Source organism: Metallibacterium sp. (genome assembly GCF_054637675.1).
This window is the reverse complement of sequence record NZ_JBTSRB010000053.1, coordinates 1-18,750: the sequence shown is the minus strand read 5'-3', so window position 1 is coordinate 18,750 and position 18,750 is coordinate 1. Positions and strand designations below refer to the sequence as shown.

General features: G+C 61.8%; 21 protein-coding genes. 19 read left to right on the top strand and 2 right to left on the bottom strand.

Translation table 11 applies throughout. The annotated features are described in order from the left end of the window. Positions 1 to 115 precede the first annotated feature (115 nt). The 17 genes from ACYDAT_RS13380 to ACYDAT_RS13300 all read left to right on the top strand — a co-directional run bounded on the left by ACYDAT_RS13380 (position 116) and on the right by ACYDAT_RS13300 (position 15,501). Positions 116 to 415, top strand: a complete 300-nt coding sequence (locus ACYDAT_RS13380; protein ID WP_461450689.1) for a nucleotidyltransferase domain-containing protein — start codon at positions 116 to 118, stop codon at positions 413 to 415. Between the two features lie 65 nt (positions 416 to 480). Beyond that, on the top strand, positions 481 to 885 hold the full coding sequence (locus ACYDAT_RS13375) for a hypothetical protein (protein WP_461450687.1): 405 nt from the start codon (positions 481 to 483) through the stop codon (positions 883 to 885). A 3-nt stretch (positions 886 to 888) separates the two neighbouring features. Then, positions 889 to 1,713: a hypothetical protein gene (locus ACYDAT_RS13370; protein WP_461450685.1), complete on the top strand. Its 825-nt coding sequence runs from the start codon at positions 889 to 891 to the stop codon at positions 1,711 to 1,713. After that, a complete protein-coding gene (mntA, locus tag ACYDAT_RS13365; protein ID WP_461450683.1) occupies positions 1,710 to 2,123 on the top strand; it encodes a type VII toxin-antitoxin system MntA family adenylyltransferase antitoxin in 414 nt (137 codons plus the stop codon). Before ACYDAT_RS13370 ends, mntA begins: the two co-directional genes overlap by 4 nt. Further along, complete coding sequence (hepT, locus tag ACYDAT_RS13360) at positions 2,108 to 2,539, top strand: type VII toxin-antitoxin system HepT family RNase toxin (RefSeq protein WP_461450681.1); 432 nt, start codon at positions 2,108 to 2,110, stop codon at positions 2,537 to 2,539. Before mntA ends, hepT begins: the two co-directional genes overlap by 16 nt. A gap of 274 nt (positions 2,540 to 2,813) precedes the next feature. Further along, positions 2,814 to 3,053 (top strand): hypothetical protein, encoded by a 240-nt coding sequence (locus ACYDAT_RS13355; RefSeq protein WP_461450679.1) that lies wholly within the window; start codon positions 2,814 to 2,816, stop codon positions 3,051 to 3,053. A gap of 205 nt (positions 3,054 to 3,258) precedes the next feature. Then, complete coding sequence (locus ACYDAT_RS13350; protein ID WP_461450677.1) at positions 3,259 to 4,593, top strand: lipopolysaccharide biosynthesis protein; 1,335 nt, start codon at positions 3,259 to 3,261, stop codon at positions 4,591 to 4,593. Next, the gene (locus ACYDAT_RS13345) at positions 4,590 to 5,810 is read left to right on the top strand and encodes a glycosyltransferase family 4 protein (RefSeq protein WP_461450675.1); all 1,221 of its coding nucleotides are present in this window, start codon (positions 4,590 to 4,592) and stop codon (positions 5,808 to 5,810) included. The genes ACYDAT_RS13350 and ACYDAT_RS13345 overlap by 4 nt, the downstream gene beginning before the upstream one ends. Then, positions 5,807 to 6,562, top strand: a complete 756-nt coding sequence (locus ACYDAT_RS13340; RefSeq protein WP_461450673.1) for an SAM-dependent methyltransferase — start codon at positions 5,807 to 5,809, stop codon at positions 6,560 to 6,562. The genes ACYDAT_RS13345 and ACYDAT_RS13340 overlap by 4 nt, the downstream gene beginning before the upstream one ends. Continuing rightward, the gene (locus ACYDAT_RS13335; protein ID WP_461450671.1) at positions 6,448 to 7,611 is read left to right on the top strand and encodes a CgeB family protein; all 1,164 of its coding nucleotides are present in this window, start codon (positions 6,448 to 6,450) and stop codon (positions 7,609 to 7,611) included. Before ACYDAT_RS13340 ends, ACYDAT_RS13335 begins: the two co-directional genes overlap by 115 nt. Positions 7,612 to 7,727: 116 nt before the next feature. Further along, a complete protein-coding gene (locus tag ACYDAT_RS13330) occupies positions 7,728 to 9,284 on the top strand; it encodes a hypothetical protein (RefSeq protein WP_461450669.1) in 1,557 nt (518 codons plus the stop codon). Between the two features lie 160 nt (positions 9,285 to 9,444). Continuing rightward, positions 9,445 to 10,557 (top strand): glycosyltransferase family 9 protein, encoded by a 1,113-nt coding sequence (locus tag ACYDAT_RS13325; RefSeq protein ID WP_461450667.1) that lies wholly within the window; start codon positions 9,445 to 9,447, stop codon positions 10,555 to 10,557. Then, positions 10,554 to 11,114, top strand: coding sequence for a hypothetical protein (locus ACYDAT_RS13320; RefSeq protein WP_461450665.1), 561 nt, complete (start codon positions 10,554 to 10,556; stop codon positions 11,112 to 11,114). Before ACYDAT_RS13325 ends, ACYDAT_RS13320 begins: the two co-directional genes overlap by 4 nt. Before the next feature lie 242 nt (positions 11,115 to 11,356). Beyond that, positions 11,357 to 12,349 carry an NAD-dependent epimerase/dehydratase family protein gene (locus ACYDAT_RS13315; RefSeq protein ID WP_461450663.1) on the top strand — a complete coding sequence of 331 codons (993 nt, stop codon included), beginning with the start codon at positions 11,357 to 11,359 and terminating at the stop codon, positions 12,347 to 12,349. Next, the gene (locus ACYDAT_RS13310) at positions 12,346 to 13,551 is read left to right on the top strand and encodes a glycosyltransferase (RefSeq protein WP_461450661.1); all 1,206 of its coding nucleotides are present in this window, start codon (positions 12,346 to 12,348) and stop codon (positions 13,549 to 13,551) included. Before ACYDAT_RS13315 ends, ACYDAT_RS13310 begins: the two co-directional genes overlap by 4 nt. Before the next feature lie 29 nt (positions 13,552 to 13,580). Further along, positions 13,581 to 14,300 (top strand): FkbM family methyltransferase, encoded by a 720-nt coding sequence (locus ACYDAT_RS13305; RefSeq protein WP_461450691.1) that lies wholly within the window; start codon positions 13,581 to 13,583, stop codon positions 14,298 to 14,300. A gap of 931 nt (positions 14,301 to 15,231) precedes the next feature. Next, positions 15,232 to 15,501, top strand: a complete 270-nt coding sequence (locus ACYDAT_RS13300) for an FkbM family methyltransferase (protein ID WP_461450659.1) — start codon at positions 15,232 to 15,234, stop codon at positions 15,499 to 15,501. A gap of 310 nt (positions 15,502 to 15,811) precedes the next feature. On the opposite strand, the gene ACYDAT_RS13295 is transcribed toward ACYDAT_RS13300, so the two are convergent. Both ACYDAT_RS13295 and ACYDAT_RS13290 read right to left on the bottom strand, forming a co-directional pair. Beyond that, positions 15,812 to 17,122: a type II toxin-antitoxin system HipA family toxin gene (locus ACYDAT_RS13295; protein WP_461450657.1), complete on the bottom strand. Its 1,311-nt coding sequence runs from the start codon at positions 17,120 to 17,122 to the stop codon at positions 15,812 to 15,814. A 3-nt stretch (positions 17,123 to 17,125) separates the two neighbouring features. Beyond that, positions 17,126 to 17,470 (bottom strand): helix-turn-helix domain-containing protein, encoded by a 345-nt coding sequence (locus tag ACYDAT_RS13290; protein ID WP_461440733.1) that lies wholly within the window; start codon positions 17,468 to 17,470, stop codon positions 17,126 to 17,128. 170 nt (positions 17,471 to 17,640) lie between these two features. On the opposite strand from ACYDAT_RS13290, the gene ACYDAT_RS13285 reads away from it, so the two are divergent. Next, positions 17,641 to 18,189, top strand: coding sequence for an FkbM family methyltransferase (locus tag ACYDAT_RS13285; RefSeq protein ID WP_461450655.1), 549 nt, complete (start codon positions 17,641 to 17,643; stop codon positions 18,187 to 18,189). A gap of 228 nt (positions 18,190 to 18,417) precedes the next feature. Further along, complete coding sequence (locus ACYDAT_RS13280) at positions 18,418 to 18,606, top strand: DUF2283 domain-containing protein (protein ID WP_461440006.1); 189 nt, start codon at positions 18,418 to 18,420, stop codon at positions 18,604 to 18,606. The last annotated feature ends 144 nt before the right edge of the window (positions 18,607 to 18,750 follow it).

The following is an 18,750-nucleotide window of genomic DNA, read 5'->3' as shown; positions in this document are numbered from 1 at the left end:
CGTCATCCCCGCGCAGGCGGGGATCCAGTCCACCAACACACCTGGTTTCCCGTCCCCGACACAAGCATTCGGGGATGACGTTCTTTCGCGGGAATGACGAACTTCAACTGAACCCATGCGCCTCACCCCCGAACAAGCCGCCAGCATCCGCAGCGCCGCCGCCGAGGTGTTCGGCAGCGATGCGCGCGTGTGGCTGTTCGGCTCGCGCGTGGACGACAGCAAGCGCGGCGGCGACATCGACCTGCTGATCGAAACCGCGCAACTGCCCGCAGTCGATGCCTTCATGCGCAAAGTGCGTTTTCTCGGCAAGCTCGAAGACAGCCTCGGCGAGCGCAAGATCGATGTCGTCATCCAGCACCCCGGCGACGCCCGCGCCATCGTGCGTATCGCCCATGAAACCGGGCTGCGTCTGTGAACACGGCGCCGGAATCCCTCGCCCTGGCGCATGCTCGCGACACCTGCCTCGGGCACGCAGAAGCCTTGGCTGACTTGCATCAGCGCCAACTGCAGGAACAGGACTTCGGCCGACTGCGCAAGGACGATCGCCGCCTACTCGATCAGTTCGCTTACCGCTACACGCGCCTGCAAGACGACATGGGCGCACGCCTCATGCCCGCGATCCTGCGTGCACTGCAGGAAGACATCACCGCGCTGTCCGTCGCCGATCGCCTCAACCGGCTCGAGCAACTGGGTTGGCTGGCCTCCGCCGCGCAATGGGCCGAGCTGCGCCGCATCCGCAGCGCTTTCGCCCACGACTACCCCGAAACCATTGCCCAGCGCCATGCGCACTTGCTGGTGGCCATGGCCGCCGCGGCCCAGGTGCTGGACATCCTGGATACATTCGTCCCGCGCATCCAGCAACTACTGCACCACCCGGCCCACTGAGCCATGCACCTGACCCCCGAACAAGCCGCCAGCATCCGCAGCGCCGCTCGCGACGCGTCATCCCGAATGACACGCCCAATTTTCTTGCCGTCATCCCGGACGGCCCGCAGGGCCGAGCCGGGATCCAGCGCCGCGTCTGCGCGCATCGCGGCGGTGCAGCCTGCTGCGATCCAGCCTGCAACGGCAGATCCACTGGATTCCCGCCTGCGCGGGAATGACAGCAATAAAGCAACGTCATCCCGGACGGCCCGCAGGGCCGAGCCGGGATCCAGCGCCGCGTCTGCGCGCGTCGCGGCGGTGCAGCTTGCTGCGATCCAGCCTGCGACGGCAGAGCCACTGGATTCCCGCCTGCGCGGGAAGGACGACAACACGGCAGAGACACTGGATTCCCGCCTGCGCGGGAATGACGACAACACGGCAGGAACGCTGGATTCCCGCCTGCGCGGGAATGACGACAACACGGCAGAAACACTGGATTCCCGCCTGCGCGGGAATGACGACAACACGGCAGGAACACTGGATTCCCGCTTTCGCGGGAATGACGACAACACGGGAGGAACGCTGGATTCCCGCCTGCGCGGGAATGACGACAACACGGCAGAGACACTGGATTCCCGCTTTCGCGGGAATGACGACAACACGGCAGGAACGCTGGATTCCCGCCTGCGCGGGAATGACGACAACACGGCAGAGACCGACGACAACACGGCAGGAACACTGGATTCCCGCTTGCGCGGGAATGACAACAATAAAGCAACGTCATCCCGGACGGCCCGCAGGGCCGAGCCGGGATCCAGCTCGTGCCGCGGCCGAGGCGGCCTGACATGAAACCCCATCCCGTGGCGCTGCCCGAGTTCATCGACCCACTGCGCGCCGTGCTGGCGCGGCATCCACAGGTGAACTTCGCCATGCTGTTCGGATCGCTGGCGCGTGGCACGGCGCGGCCCGACAGTGACCTCGACCTGGCCGTGGGCGCCGATCGTCCCCTGCACAGCGATGAGATCATCGCCTTGATCGGCGACCTGGCCACGGCCAGCGGCCGCGCGGTGGACCTGATCGATCTGGCCGACGCCGGCGAGCCGCTGCTCGGGCAAATCCTCGGCCACGGCGTGCGTGTGCTGGGCGACAGCACCCGCCACGGCGCCTTGCTCAGCCGCCACCTGACCGATGTGGCTGACTTCGTGCCGCTGCAGCAGCGCATCCTCGACGAGCGGAGGCGGCGATGGATCGGGCGCTGATCGAACACAAGCTGGAATCGCTGCGCCACTGCCTGCAGCGCGTGCAGGATAACTGTCCGCCGACGGTGGCCAAGCTGACGCGCGATGTGGATGCGCAAGACATCATCACCCTCAACCTGACGCGCGCGGTGCAACGGTGCGTGGACCTCGCCGCGCACGTGCTGGCCGACTCCGCCAGCGCCGCGCCGCAGAGCATGGCCGAAAGCTTCACGCGCCTGGCCGCGGCGGGCGTGATCGACGCCGAGCTTGCCGAGCGCCTGCGGCGCGCGGTGGGTTTTCGCAATGTGGCCGTGCACAGTTACCGCGCCATCGACTGGCATGTCGTGCACGCCATCGCGCAGACGCACTTGCACGACTTCAGCGCGTTTGCACGGCAAGTCCAAAGCCATGCGCTGCGCGGAGCCGCGCGTGAATGACCGCCGCTTGCCCCGCCACAACAACCGCGACGACGCGACCCCGAGTCTTGTGCCGTCATCCCCGCGCAGGCGGGAAGCGCTTCACAACAGCGAAGCTGGTCATCCAGTCGCCTCTTGCCGTCATCCCCGCGCAGGCGGGGATCCATGCACATCATTGCGGCCAAGATCGATCAGCATCAGTCATCCCCGCGCAGGCGGGAAGCGCTTCACAACAGCGAAGCTGGTCATCCATGGGGTCATCCAGAAGCTCGTGCCCGTCCGCTGCAGTCGCCGCATGGCCAGCGTCGCCGTTCGTCTCGTGCGCTTGCTGGATGGCGGCATCCCGGCGCTGCTGCAGATGCTGACCTTCGTGGGCGAGCGGGCGTGGCGGGGCCTGCGCGTGTGCCGCGCACAAACTCCGCGGCAACCACCGCGGCCCCCCATGATGGAGTCCTGTCGCGATCGTAAGATTGCCATGCGTGCGCGCGGCCGCTTTCGCGGCGATCAGGCCCCTATACTTTCCACTCCGCTGTGAGGAGGGTGGCGCCGCAGCGCGTGGCGCGCACCCGCAACGTGCGCAGCGTTGACATGGACCGGGGGGAGTGGATGCCTGTTGCGCGTGCCAGGAAAGTCAGACAGGCGCTGACGGAATTGCATAGCTCCGGGCGCATCGCAGGCAGCCGCGCAACACATGGGCCAGGGCCTGCGTGCGGCGCAGCCACGGCGGACCAGAGCTGACCATGGATCACCACGTCATCCGCCGCCTCGTGCATGGTATCGGTGCCAATGCCTACGGGCAGGTGGTGACCATCGTCGTGCAACTGCTCGGTGTGCCGATCCTGCTGCATGCCTGGGGCACGCAGTTGTATGGCGAGTGGCTGATCCTGGCGGCCATCCCCACCTACCTGTCGATGACCGACCTGGGCTTCTCGCAGTCGGCAGGCAATGACATGACGGCGCGCATGGCGCGCGGTGACCAAGCTGGCACGCTCGCGGTGTTCCAGAGCCTTTCGGTATTGGTCTATGCGCTGGCCTTGATCGGCTTGCTCGTCGCCACGCTGCTGTTTGCGCTGCTGCCGCTGCAGCACTGGTTCCATCTGGCGCAGTTGGATGTCGCCCAGGTGCGCTGGATCCTCGGGTTGCTTGCAGCCGAGGTGCTGATCAAGCTCGTGGATGGCGTCAACCACGCCGGATTCCGCTCACACGGCGACTATGCCCTGCATGTCGCGATCGGTTCCACCACGATGCTGCTGCAGATGGCCTCGATCTGGCTATTGGCACTAGCCGGCTACGGGCCGGTTGCGGCGGCGGCGGCGTTTGTGTTGATACGCGTGGCGCAGACCCCTCTGGTAACGGCTTTACTGCTGCGTCGCCATCGCGACTTGCGCCTGGGCCTGACGCACGCCCGCTTCGCGGAACTGCAGCGTCTCAGCACACCGGCTCTGGCCAACCTGTCCATGCCCATGGCGGTTGCACTGAATATCCAGGGCATGGTGCTGGTGATCGGCGTCACGCTCGGGCCACTCGCAGTGGTGGTATTCAGCACGTTGCGCACGCTGACTGGCATCGTTCGGCAAGGCACCGGTGTGCTCAGCCATGCCTTCGAGCCCGAGTTCGCGGCGATTTATGGCCGTGGCGACGGGGCGCTGCTGCGCCGCCTGTTCGGCAGAATGCTGCTGGCGCAGGCGCTGATGGCGGCGACGGGTGCGGCGCTGCTGCTGTTTACGGGCCGCATCATTCTGGGCCTGTGGACGCACCGACAAGTCGCCATGGATGCGCGCCTTTTCGACTGGTTGCTGATGGCAACGGTCGTGGCTTCGCTCTGGCATGGCGCGCTGACGATGCTGAAATCTGCCAATCTCCACGTCACTGCTGCGGCATGGTTTGCGCTGAGTGCGGCGCTTTCCGTAGCAGGTGCGTACGTGCTTTTGCTGGCGACTGGCAAGCTGCATTTCGCGGGACTTGCGTATCTTCTGGGCGATGTGCTGACGACCGGCTACGTGGCTTATGCGGCGTTTACCATGCTTCGTGCCAATGCAGCAAGGACTGCTGCGCCTGGAGTGACGTGTTTATGACGCTGATGCGGCAAGCCCCGAAGTTGCAAGTCGTCCACTCAAGTCATGGCCGGTTTCATCACCACGATTTGGCCCGTGAGCTGGCAGCGCGCGGGATGCTGCGCGCGTTCTTCACGGGGTATCCGCGATGGAAACTGCGCGACGCGAGCGTTCCCCACGCGTTCCTGCGCACATTTCCGTGGGTTGAAGTGCCTTATATGGCGCTAATGAAGTACGGCGTATTGCGCGGCAGGAGAGAGCAGTACGCCGCACGCTTGTTGCTTGAGAGCTTTGACCATCACGTGGCGCGAGCGATGCCGGACTGTGATGTGTATATCGGCCTGTCCTGCGCCAGCTTGCATGCGGGGCTGGTTGCACAATCGCGTGGCGGCATCTATGTGTGTGACCGCGGCTCTACGCACATCCGCGCTCAGGATGTCCTGCTGCGTGAGGAATACAAACGCCAAGGCATTACTTACCGCGGCATCGACCGCTATGTGGTGGACAAGGAATGTCGCGAATACGAGCAAGCCGACCTGATCACGGTTCCATCGGAGTTCGTGTTGCGCACGTTCGTCGAATATGGTGTACCTGAGAGCAACCTCGCCAAGGTGCCATATGGAGTAGAGCTGTCACGCTTCCAGATGGTTGCCGAACCCTCATCGAATGCATTCGAGGTGCTTTTTGTTGGGGGGGCGTCTGTACAAAAGGGCGTGGCTGATCTTCTGCTTGCGTTCGCTATGTTGCGCCATCCTGCGAAGCGCCTGACCTTCGTTGGCGGCGTGACGGATGAAATCCGCCATTGGCTGCGCGGCAAACAGCTTGATCCGGCTGTCTGCTTCGTGGGCCATCTGCCTCAAGTACAGTTGCAGGAGGTGCTAAGCCGCGCTCACGTCATGGTGCTGCCCAGCATTCAGGATGGTTTTGGCTTGGTCCTGGCGCAGGCCATGGCCTGCGGATGCCCGGTCATCGCCTCGGAACACACGGGCGCGCGCGATTTGTTCGAGGATGGCAATGAAGGGTTTATCGTGCCGGTACGCAATCCGGGCGCTATCGCCGAGCGATTGCAGCAGCTCGCTGACGATCCATCATTGAGACAATGCATGAGCGAGGCGGCCTTGCGGACGGTGCGCGAGAAGTTGGGAGGCTGGTCGAGCTATGGCGACACAATGGTGGCTGCGCTACAGCGCGCACGCTCGCAACGCGCTGGGCGCGGACAAACGGAGATGTCCCGATGACCGTTCAACACGCTGCAGCTAGCTACCGCGAGAGGATCTATGGTGCCTATGACAGTGCGCGCAACGAATCCCTGGCGCCGGCTACGCTCGCGGGCCTCGCGCCGAGACTGCCGTATTTCCGCCGGCTGATCGCACGCTGCATGCCTCCGGACCGCGAGGCCACGGTTCTCGAACTCGGCTGCGGGCACGGCGCATTGCTGTATGCGTTGCAGCAGTCGGGCTATGTCAATACGCGTGGCGTGGATGGCTCGGCCGAGCAGGTGGAAGCGGCGCGACAGCTCAGCATCGCGGGCGTTGCTCTAGGCGATGTGATGCAGACCCTGGCGGAAACACCGGTCGCCAGCGTCGATGTGGTGATTGCCTTCGACGTGATCGAGCACTTCACCAAGGCTGAGCTCGTGGGTTTGGTCGATGAAGTTGGCCGCGTACTCAAGCGGGGGGGGCGCTGGATCATCCATGCGCCCAATGCGGAATCGCCGTTTGGCATGCGTATTCGCTACGGCGACTACACCCATGAACAAGCCTTCACGTGGCAATCCTTGGCGCAGCTACTCATGAGCAGCGGATTTTCGCAAGTGCGTTGCTTCGAGGATAAGCCGGTACCGCATGGCCTGAAAAGTCTGGCGCGCGCAGGCTTGTGGGCGGTCATCCGCGCAGGTCTGATGTTCTACTGCGCAGTCGAAACCGGCGCGCTGGATCGCAGGGCTATTTACTCGCAGAATCTGCTGGCCGTTGCCGTGCGGGGTGGGTGATGCGCATTGCCTATATCGGCCCGGCCACAGGCACCTCGCTGCATCGCGCGCAAGCAATGGAGCGCTTGGGCCACACCGTCATCTTGATCGACCCGTGGTCATGGCTGGGGCGTTCCATCTGGGTCAGTCGCTGGCTGTATCACGCGGGCGGCATTGGTATCGGCCCACTCATCGAGCCACGCATCGTTTTCGAGGTGGCGCAGGCACGCCCCGATCTGATTTGGGTCGATCAAGGGCCATTCCTCGGCAAGCGATTGATCAAGAGACTGCGCGCATTCTCTGTGCCCATCGTCAACTACACCATCGATGATCCTTTCAATGGTCGTGATGGGTCGCGCTTTCGCCGCTATCAAGCCGCCCTTCCGGAATACGACCTGCTGGCCGTGGTGCGTGCGCCGAACCTGGCCGAAGCACAGGCGCTTGGCGCCCGTGCAGTGATCCACGTGTACAGGAGCGCCGACGAGATGGCGCATCACCCACGCGAGCTGACGGATGCCCAGCGGCAGCGCTTTGCCAGCGAGGTGGCGTTCATCGGCACCTGGATGCCGGAGCGCGGGCCCTTCATGGCCGAATTGATCAAGCGCGGCGTGCCCCTTTCGATATGGGGAGATCGCTGGCACAAAGCCAGGGAATGGCCCCAGATCGCTGCTCACTGGCGTGGACCTGGCCTTTATCAAGACGAGGATTATGCCGCTGCCATCCAGTCGGCCAAGATCTGCCTTGGGCTGCTCTCGAAAGGCAATCGCGACCTGCACACCACCCGCAGCCTGGAGATCCCCGCGCTCGGAGGGTTGCTGTGCGCCGAACGCACGGATGAGCACCGCGCCATGTACGAGGAAGGCATCGAGGCGGTGTTCTGGAACGATGGCGCCGAGTGTGCCGAGCAGTGCATGGCGATGTTGGCCGACGAGCCACGGCGCAAGGCCATCGCCGCGGCAGGCCATGCCCGCGCGTTGCGCAATGGCCACTACAACGAGCGGGTGATGGCGCGGATTCTGCAAGCAGCCATGGGCGAGCACGCGCGCCCGGCGCATGGCAGCGGTGCATGATGAGTCCGTCGCTCAGCCAGGAATCCGGAGTGGATGCGCTGGTTTCATCGTGCTCACACGCTTCGCGGGCGGCACGTGGGTACGCTAACGCCACAACTTTGCGACGGCTGCGGCACTTGGTGTGGGCGCTGGTGCTAGCCGTCGTGATCCTGCAAATGGCCATCGCCTTCGATGCCGACAACCTGGCCATGTCCGCGCTGTTGCTGGCGGGCAACGGGCTGGGCTACGCGTATGCCTTGCGCCAGGATCTATTGCGGCGCTTGCCCATCTCCAGCCTGATGCTGCTGGGCTATACCTTTTCCTACTTCACCCTGCCGCCGCTGGGACAGTTGCTGGCATTGCAGCCTGTCACGCATCACCTGATCCACCCGGTGCTCGACGAGGGCTACGCGCTGCTGGGCCTGCTGGCGCTGATCGGCGGTCATGTGCTCTACGCGCGCAGCGCACCGCTGCGGGCCCTGCGCAATGCGTTGCGCAAGCACGTCTATGTGCGCACTGGGTTTTTCCGCGAGCCGCGCCTGGCGCAGCTCTGGCTCATGGGGCTGTTGGGCATCGTTGCGGTCATCCTGGTGCGCCCCTATGCGGAGCATGCCGGGGGTCTCAGTATTGGTCACGCCGTGCTCAATGGGCTGCGGCCTTTCGTCTACGTGCCCTACGTCCTGCTCTTGTTGCCGGCATGGTCGGCGCGGCAACGCATCGCCAAGGGCCAGCTTGCGGCTTTGCTGCCTTATAGCGCCGTGCTGGTCGTGCTGTCGTTTATCGCCAACAGTCGCGCCTATCTGCTGATGGGTTTCGCCTCGCTGCTGATTCTTTACGCCTATCTTGTGGCCGGCGGGCACCTGCGCTTGCCGCGCGTGCGGCCGCGCAACTTCATCGCCCTAGTACTGCTGGTGCTGCTGGTGGTGGGCCCGGTCACGCAACTGGCCATGGCCATGGTGGTGGTGCGCGGCCTGCGCGCCGAGCTAACGCCGCTGCAGCTCGTCGAGCAGACCTGGCGCGTGTATCGCGCGGGTGGCGTGGCCGAGACGTATGCGCAACAGATGCAGCCTGCAGCGCTGCAACAGGCCGGTGTTGGCGAGGTGTATTTCGACAATCTGTTTCTCAATCGCCTGGCCAATCTGCGCTTCGTCGACAACGCCGTGGTCAATGCCCGCCAGATGGCCGGGCCGCAACGCGACTATTTCCGCGGCATCGAGTACGGCAAGGTGCTGGCGTTGATGCCGCAGCCGCTGATCGATGGGCTGGATTTGCCCGTGGACAAGGCTGCGGTGACCAAGGGCTCGTCGGGCGATTTTCTGTTGTATGCCGCTACCGGCAATCGTTACGTGATCGGTGGATTCCGCCAGGGCTCGCTGCTGGTCGATCTCGAGGTCACCTTCGGGGCACTGTGGCCGTTCGCATTGATGCTGCTGTCCGCGCTCGTATTCGCCTTTGTCGACGCCTGGTGCCTGGTGGGCACGGATCGGCAGACCGGCACGTGGTGGGTGCGCTTCAATCCGCTGGTCATCGGCATGCTGTTCTCGCTGGTCTTCATGTTCACCAGTGCGGCGACTGGTACGGAGAGTCTCGCGGGATTGCTTGGCATTCCCATGCGCGGCTGGCTGCAGATCGCGGTGCTCTATGCGTTGGCCTACTGGGGGAGCCGTGTATTGATCGGCCGGCGAAGCACATGAAGGCTGGCATCGCGATGCGTATCCTAAGGTTCGGCAATCCCGCCCACCTATGCAGCGGCGGGGCGTACCGTGCTTTGCCGAGTGGATGCAGCGGCTCCGGCCCGCTTCATGTTTGCGGCCCATTGCAAAAGGCCCAAACAACGGTGCGTTGGGCTGACTCGTGAACAATCCGACACGCCGCGTGCTGATTTATCGCCTCGGCTCGCTCGGCGACACGATCGTTGCCTTGCCGGCGCTGAAGCTGGTCGCGCGCGCCTTTCCTGAGGCCGAGCGTTGGGTGTTGACCAATTTCAGCGCCAGCGCCAAGGCGGCACCGATGGCGGCCGTGTTGGAGGGCACGGGTTTGGTGCATGGCTATATCGAATATCCATCTGGGTTGCGCAGCCCGCGTGCTTTGCTGGCGCTGCGCAAGCGCTTGCGCGCGCTTGACGCGGACACGCTGGTGTATCTGGCGGAGCCGCGCGGGCGCGTGCGTGCCTGGCGCGATGCTCTGTTTTTTCGTGCTTGTGGCATTCGGCGCTTGATCGGTGTGCCTTACAGTGCCGAGCAGCAACGCTCGCGTCTACTCGGCCAAGGCCTCTACGAATCTGAAGGCGCACGGTTGGCGCGCTGTATCACAGCCTTGGGCGATGCGCGCGTCGACGCTCCTGCCTCACATGAACTGACGCTTACAGAGCATGAACTGGAACAGGCCGATACTGTTCTCGCGCCGTTGCGCGGCCGTCGTTTGATCAATGTCAGCATCGGCACCAAGGCAGACGCCAGGGACTGGGAGGACGAACGTTGGCGCCCCCTGCTTGCGCGGCTCTCGACACGTTATCCCGATTGCGGACTGGTTCTGGATGGCGCCGCGAGTGAGCGTGAGCGCTGTGAACTGCTCGCGTACGAATGGGACAGGCGCTACATCAATTTATGCGGAGAACTTTCGGTACGCGCTTCAGCCGCAGTGCTTGCGCGATGCGCAGTATTCATTGGGCACAATAGCGGACCCATGCATTTGGCGGCCGCAGTGGGCACTCCGTGTGTGGCTATTTTTGCCGCCAACTATCGACCAGGCGAGTGGTTTCCACTGGGTCAAGGGCACCGCGTGTTGTACCGGCGCATGGAATGCGAAGGTTGCCGGTTGGATGTGTGCGTTGAAAAGCAGAAAGCCTGCATCCGGTCAATAACCGTGGATGAGGTCGAGCAGGCTGTTGTCGCTGTTATCGATGTTGCCGGGCGGGCTTGCACTCCTCAACAATCGAACGAGCATTTCGGAGTAAACAGTAAATGACATCTTCCGCAAATTATAAACAGGTCCTCGCTCATTTCAATAATAAATCGCAAGAAATAATTGAGTATTTTCCTGAGTTCCCAAAACTTGTAGTTGGATATTCTTGGGATGTGTCCGTGTCGTATGTTTTTTCCCGAATTGAAATGGCGAAGCATATGACAATCTATTGCGGTATCGTAAAGCTTCATTGGGCAAATAGTGCGCTCACGAAAGAGTTAATTGATAAAGATCACATGTCACGCGGTCGCTTTCGTGAGCTTTTCAAGACCGTATATGGCGACTCAATGGATGCCGCATTGTTGGATAAACTTAGTAGGGCCGAGGTGATCCGAGACAAGGTTGTTCACGGGAAGAGTTGGTCCGATGAACAGGCCCGAACGGCGCTTATCGATGTATTTGATTTTGCGGAAGGCTTAAATAAGCTAACTCATAAAATTGCTGGCTTTAAGATTTTCGGAGATCTGCGCGGGTTCAAGGGACGGAAAGAATCACTTTCTCGCGAAACAACTCGCTGGGTTCTCAGGGGAATGGGAATTCCAGCGAAAGAATTAATATAAAAAATTTTTACTCGCCTGACCGCTAATAAATCATTAATTGTATGGACAATATAGATATAATTAAGCTGTGGCACGGTTAAATGATAGCAAATTGTCGCCACGGTACAGCTCGCGTCTGTAATTTCGGCCGAATTGTCTTCTGCGCAGATCATATTTCTAATTTGCGCCATAGTAACAAGTATGAATAACTGACCAATGCTCAATTTTCACGAAATCGCTTTGTTTTAAATACGGAGTTTCCAGTGAAGACTGTAAAGCTGTTAGTAACCGGTGGATCTGGATTTATCGGATCGCATTTGATAGATGAAATCGTAAAGCGTAGTTATGATCTTGTCAATTTGGATGTAAAGCCTCCGGCAGTATCAGCCCAAGAAAGATTTTGGAAAATGTGCGACATCAAAAATAAAGTTGAACTGGCAGCTTTATTTAACGAATTTCAACCCACCCACGTCATACATCTTGCAGCAAAAGCCAATCTTAATGGCCGGACTATTAACGATTTTCCAGATAACACAATTGGCACAGCCAATATTGTTGACTGCGTGAACGCGACAGACAGCGTCAGAATGTTTGTCAATACGTCGACACAGTATGTAGTAAGACCTGGGCTTAAACCGATTGACGATAATTATTTGGAGCCTTATACCGCATATGGTGAAAGCAAAGCTGCGGCGGAAAGAATTGTTCGCAAGAATTGCGTGCGTAATTGGGCAATCATAAGGCCAACAAATATCTGGGGGCCAGGGCATGCCTTTTTTCCATACGAACTGTGGCGATATCTCGAACGCAGATATTATGTACATCCGGGGTTTCAGCCTATCTACAAACACTATGGATATATCGACAATGCTGTCAAGCAGATTTTGAGTGTTGCCTTTGCTGAGAACCCCGAACAGGTCGCTGGAGGCGTCTGGTACATCACGGATGCCACGATAGATAACTACGATTGGATGAATGGATTTTCCTTAGGGCTGAGCGGGAAGCCAGTTCGACGAGCACCAATTCAATTATGGCGACTTGCAGCTATGGTCGGCGACCAACTACGGCGGCTTGGCTTCAAGTTTCCAGTTTATAGCGAGCGTTTATTCAGGCTGACCGTTTCTGAGTGCATACCGAACAACATGATCGTGAAATTACCCGAGGATACCGTAGTCAAATTGCAAGAAGGAATAGACTCAAGTATAGCCTGGTACCGCTCGGTGATTAGCCATTCTCGTCCTAGGGCAATTGAATGAAAGTGCTGCACGTTGCTCAGGCCGTGGCGAGTACTTTCGGCGGGGTTCAAACCGTCCTGAACGATGTTGCCAAAGCGCAGCGTCTTGCGGGATTGAATGTGGATATCGTGTCGACAAATCTTGATGCGCCACGTGGAGTCTTGCCCGTAACAGCCAATCAGTTCTTTGATCAAGATGGCGTTCGTTACAGACTTTCTTCGGTGCAGTTCAGACCACTTTTTTTATCGTTTGATTTATGGACTTATTTGCGCAAATCCATCAAAACGTACGATGTTATTCATGTTCACGGCCTTTACCGTTTCCCCTCAACCTTTGCGGCGCACTGTGCCCGACGGCTTGGCGTGCCGTACATCATCTGTCCTCACGGTGCCATCGATCCCTACCTCTATCGTCAAAGCTCGCGCAGCGTGCCGCTGAAACGCCTGTATGAGCGCTGGTTCGATCTGCCCAACCTGCATGGCGCCTCGGCCATCCACTACACCACCGAGGATGAGCGCGAGCGCGCGGCGTTCCTCAAGCTGCGCGCGCCCTCGTTCGTGGTGCCGAATGGCCTGGATTGGGCGCGGTTTGCCACGTTGCCGGCGCGTGGCGCGTTCCGAGCGCGGCTTGGCATTGGCCATGCGCCGCTGGTGCTGTTTTTGAGCCGCCTGAACTTCAAGAAGGGCTTGGACCTGCTGGTGCCGGCGTTTGCACGGGTGCGTGCGCGCTGTCCCGATGCGGTGCTGGCCATCGTGGGGCCGGACAATGAGGGCTATGGCGCCAAGGTGCGCGGCTGGGTGGCCGGACAGGGTCTGGTGGATGTCGTGCGCTTCGTCGATCACCTGGATGGCGAGGCCGTGTTGCATGCCTACGTGGATGCGGATGTGTTCGCGCTGCCGTCCTACACCGAGAACTTCGGCATGGTGGTGGCGGAATCCCTGGCCTGCGGCACGCCGGTGGTGATCTCCGATCAGGTCAATATCCACGGTGAGGTCGCGGCCGCGGGCGCCGGACTGGTGACGCGCTGCGATGCCGGCGAAGTGGCCGAGGCCATTTGTATCTTGCTGGCCGATGCGGACCGGCGCACGGCGATGGGCGCGGCGGGGCGCGCCCTGGTGCAGCGCAAGTGGACCTGGGATGTGGTGGCGCGGCAGTTGACGGCCGAGTACGAGAAGGTCATCGCGCGCGCGCGCAGCGTGCAGCCGACAAGGAAGCGACCCTGATCGCCAAGGCTGCCAAGCTGTTGCGCATCGTGCGGGCGGCCGATTGGCGCGCAGCGCTGCGACGTCATCGCGTGGCGGCGGGTGTTGAGCACGCGGTGGTTCTGCGCCAGCTTGATCGGTGTCGCGCGGTGGTGGACATCGGCGCCAACCGCGGCCAATTCGCGCTGGCCGTGCGGCATGTGTTCCCGGACGCGCGCATCGACTCGTTCGAGCCGTTGCCGGGGCCAGCGGCGACGTTCCGGCGTGTATTCGCAGGGAATGCGCTGGTGGTGCTGCACCCTTATGCCATCGCGGACCATGCGGGCACGACGCGGATGCATGTGTCGGCGCGCGACGACTCGTCATCGTTGCTGCCGATCGGCGCCGAACAGGAACGGATTTTCCCCGGCACGGCGGAAGCCGCGGTCACCCACATCGAGATGCGCAGGCTGGAGGATGTGTTGCAGCGCGCGGACATCGCCGCGCCGGCGCTGCTCAAGCTGGACGTGCAGGGCTACGAGCTGCAGGCGCTGCGCGGCTGCGAAACCCTGCTGGATGCGTTCGCGTGGGTGTACTGCGAATGCTCGTTCGTCGAGCTGTACGCGGGCCAGGCGCTCGCCGACGAGGTGATCGCCTGGCTGCGCGAGCGCGGTCTGCGACTGATCGGCGTGTACAACATGGCCAATGATCACGATGGCCGCGCGGTGCAGGCGGATTTCTTGTTTGGGCGGCAGAAGCAAGAGCGAGATTCTTCGCTGCGCTCAGAATGACAAAGGTGGGCGGAAAGGCTTGCGCGGGGAAAATCCTTCGCTGCGCTCGGAATGACCGGCTCTTTCTCGAAAGGGTGCGGGGGCGCAGGGGAAGATTCCGGATGTTGTAACCACGTCGCTCCGCGATGGTGGCGAGAGCCGGAAAGACCTCTGCCGTCAGTACCGGAACCCCCCGGCTTTAGCCGTGGGGAGGTTCAGATCCGTCGATATGCAAGGCCTGCCTGCTCGATCAAAACGTGGCGTGGTCATGCAATTCATTGATCAAGAACACGGAAACCGTCTCCTGATTCGCGCTGAAGTTCAGCTGGTTTTTCCTTCTCCCGACGGGAGAAGGTGGCGCGAAGCGACGGATGAGGGTACGGGACGGAGCATGGCGTTGCTGAATTCATGGTGACGATATGTCCTGCGCCGAACCCTCACCCCCAACCCCTCTCCCGGCGGGAGAGGGGCTTTTGCAGCTGAACTTCGACGCGAATCAAGAACCGTCTTGACGCACCATCGTGTCTGGCTGACGATCTTGTGCAACACCCCGGATGCAGGGTCTACTTCTTTAGCGGGCTTCGTCGACCGCAGCGGCAAGGGAAGTCACCGAAACTTTGTCCACCCGAAGGTTGCCAAACCCATCACAATATCTGGTGCGCTTGGCGACGACGCGAAGCACTATCAGGTAGGCGACTGAAGACCTTCTCCTTGATTTGAACAAGTGGTGGACGCGGCTTTGGGCGCGGAACTGCTGGCGTGAATCCTGGTGGAATGACAAAGGGAGCGCGCGCGACGACTCGTTCTCGCTGCTGCCGATCGGCAGCGAGCAGACACGGATCTTCCCCGACACGCAGGAAGCCGGCCGCGCCGAGGTCGAGTTGCGCCGGCTGGAGGATGTGCTGCAGCGCGCGGACATTGCCGCGCAGCGCCGGCGCGGCTCAAGCTGGACGTGCAAGGCTACGAGTTGCAGGCGCTGCGCGGTTGTGAAACCTTGCTGGAAGCGTTCGCGTGGGTGTACTGCGAATGCTCGTTCGTCGAGCTGTATGCGGGGCAGGCGCTCGCCGACGCGGTGATCGCCTGGCTGCGCGCGCGAGGGTTCGGATTGCTGGGCGCGTACAACATGGCGAACGACCGCGATGGTCGCGTGGTGCAGGCGGATTTTTTGTTTGGGCGGTGGAAGGAAGAGCAAGATCGAGATCCTTCGCTGCGCTCAGGATGACAAAGGTGGGCCGCGCGGTGCAGGCGGATTTTTTGTTTGGGAGGGCAGTGCGGGGGCGAGCGAGTCGCCCAGATGCAGGGCCGTCAGGCCTCGGAATTCGGGGCGAGCAATGAGTTCCCGGATTCCGTTGCGCTGCATCCGGGAGGCGCTTCACGACAGATGGTCATCCAGCGACATCGGCTGACGGGCACTGTGTCTGGATAACCAGCTTCGCTGTTGTAAAGCGTTTCCCGCCTGCGCGGGGATGACGAGCTATTGCCATGCCGCGCATGGCGTCATTCCCACCCTCCCTTCGTCATCCACGTGGGGTTCACGTTAGCGGCCGGTGGTCGGCGCCGATTTGCGTGATGTCCCTGCTTGGCACGCCCGCATCAGCCGCGAGCTCGGGCCAGTTGGCGATGGCCGCGTTCACTTGGTCGACGATGCCCTGCATGTCGGGCACGCCCCAGCGTTCGCCGATGGTTAGCGCGTCCTTGAGGGTGATGTCGTCGAAGTGGCCGTTCACCGACATCAGGTGTTGGCTCACCCACGGACTGTTGGCGCGGTAGGCATGCGTGATGTCGTAGGCCGGCGCGAGCTCCCATCGGCCGCCCTCGCGCAGGAGGAAGCCGTGGTTCTTGGTGTGATCATCACAGTTGCGAGCGGCGACGTTGAAGACCATGCGCCGGAATACCTCGGCCCTGGCTGCCGCGCCGAGTTCGAGCTGTTCCACCACATCGAACAACTGGCCGTAGTCGTGCGTAGCCTTCTGCATGTAGTCCAGGTGCGCCATCGCGCACAGGGTCTGAACGTGGTGCCGGGTGCTGCCGTCGCGGTCGAAGCGCCGGGTCATGAAGTGCGCCCGGCCTCCTTCCTCCAGCAGGCGGCACTCGGACATGGTGATGCCAGCCTCCCGCGCCATCAGGTAGTAGGCGTACTCGATGCGGCCGTAGGGCTGGCCTTCGCCCAAAGGCTCCTCGGCGTCGCCCTTGGCCGCCGGCTTCACGCCGTCGAGCTTGATCAGCCAGTGCGAGAATCCATCGCCGGCGTCGATCTGGCCTGAGCGAATCGCGTCGGTCCGCGGGTTCCAGGCGACCACCGCCTTCGCACGCTGGCCGCCGGCGGAGGTGCCGACCTGGAGCAGTTGGGCGATGGCTGCGCGGATCTCGCGGTCTTCGTCGAACTGGCCGCGCAGCGCCGAGCGTGCGGCCATCACGAGTTCGTTGAGCGCGATAGCCGTGGGCTTGCGCTGCCGCGGTGCGCGGGAAGGCTTGAACTGCAGCGCACCCATGGCGCGGTCGCCAAGGTAGGCAAGCCGGTCCAGCGGGGTGATAGCGTTCCTGGGGACACCCTTGCTGGCGAGGTAGCCGTCGATCAGAGCGTTGCCGAACGCATCGGGGAGCGAGTCGGCAAGCAGTGCCGGCAAGCCGAGGAAGGTTTCCCTGGGGAGGTCTCCGAAACTGTAAGGCGCGGATCGAAGCGTCATGTACAGTGGCGCGAGCTCGATGCCGCGCCGCAGCCACTGCGGAGCGTACTGGAACACGTAGACGCCCTGGCGCTCCGCCCACGGGACGATGGCGCCAACGTAGTGGCCCCATGCATGGACCTCGATCGCGTCGACCGGTTCATAGGCTGTTGCCACGGATCACTCCTGTCCCTTGTTCGTGTGCTGCTTGCCCCGCGCCTTGACCACGCGCTGCGGCAGCCGGACGCGACCGTGAGATCGCACCATCTGCAGTGGGCTGGGCATGTCTGCCGGCGGTAGGGTATCCAGCACCCCCAGCAACTGCAGGGCACGCAGGACATTGATGAGCGAGCGCAGGGATGAGCCCGCGCCGCCCTCCAGATTCTTCACCGTGCCGACGCTGATGTTCGCGGCCTCGGCCAGCTCGGTCTGCTCCATCGCCGCGCGAATGCGTGCCGCTCGCAGCCGCTGACCGATCTCGGCCTGCCACTCATCCGTCGTACGACGTACTCCATGTATAGCCATATTATTATACCTATATTGTGAAAGCGTCTATTGGAGTCATCTTATTAGATCTATCGTAAGATCATGATTAAAGCAAAGCAAGTGGCTCTGTCAGTCATTAATGACATATACAGCTAATATTTTTGCCCTTAAGCTGAACTTATGGCTTACCGCCTCTTACTCTACCTGGCGTGCCCATCAGCAGTGCGGTCACCACCAAAGCGCTGGTCAGCCATTACCGGACTCGGTGGTCAGTTGGACCGGAATACGCAGACGACTCGTCATCGCTGTTGCCGATCGCGGCCGAACAGGAACGGATTTTCCCCGGCACGGCGGAAGCCGCGGTGGCCCACATCGAGATGCGCAGGCTGGAGGATGTGATCAAGCAGGAGGCGATCATCGCGCCGGCCCTGCTCAAGCCGGACGTGCAAGGCTACGAGCTGCAGGCGCTGCGCGGCTGCGCAAGCCTGCTGGATGCGTTCGCGTGGGTGTACTGCGAATGCTCGTTCGTCGAGCTGTACGCGGGGCAGGCGCTGGCGGATGAAGTGATCGCCTGGCTGCGTGCGCGAGGATTCGGATTGGTAGGTGCGTACAACATGGCGAACGACCACGATGGCCGCGCGGTGCAGGCGGATTTTTTGTTTGGGCGGACGGGCCGGTCGCCGAAACCCGGTTGTGGGACGGGCATAAAATCGCCATGCCATCAGGAGGCATCGAAGACGCCATGCGCTTCATCTTGACCGAGCATGCCCGCAAGCGCCTTGTCAGGCGCGGCATCCGTCCCGAGTGGGTCGCAGCGGCGCTCGAGCGTCCGGCGCGGACGGAGTGATCCTGATGATCCGGCGCTTGCGCATGCCTTGGCCGTTGTTGCCGACCAGGGCTTCCGAGTCTTGCGGGTCATCTACAGTGAGACCACGGACCCCCGTTGCAGTGGTGACGGCGTTCTTTGATGACAAGGTGAAGGATCTATGAAACTTGAATTCGACCCTGCCGCGGACGCGGCCTACTTTGAGATTTCGGCGGCTGAAGTTGCGCAGACGCGCGAAATCGAGCCCGGCATCCTGGCTGATTACGATGCCGATGGGCACTTGGTGGGACTGGAGATTCTTTCCATCAGCAAGAGGCGCCTGCCCGATGCGTCACCCATCGCCGCATAGCGCCCGGATGCTTTCCGCCCCGGATCAAGTCCGTGGTGACGTTCTTTCGCAGGCATGACGGAGATCATGCATCGGGTGGCAGCAGCGCGCACGAGCCTGTGCTTGTCCGCACAAGCGCCGCTGGAGCACACTGCACAGGCCCGT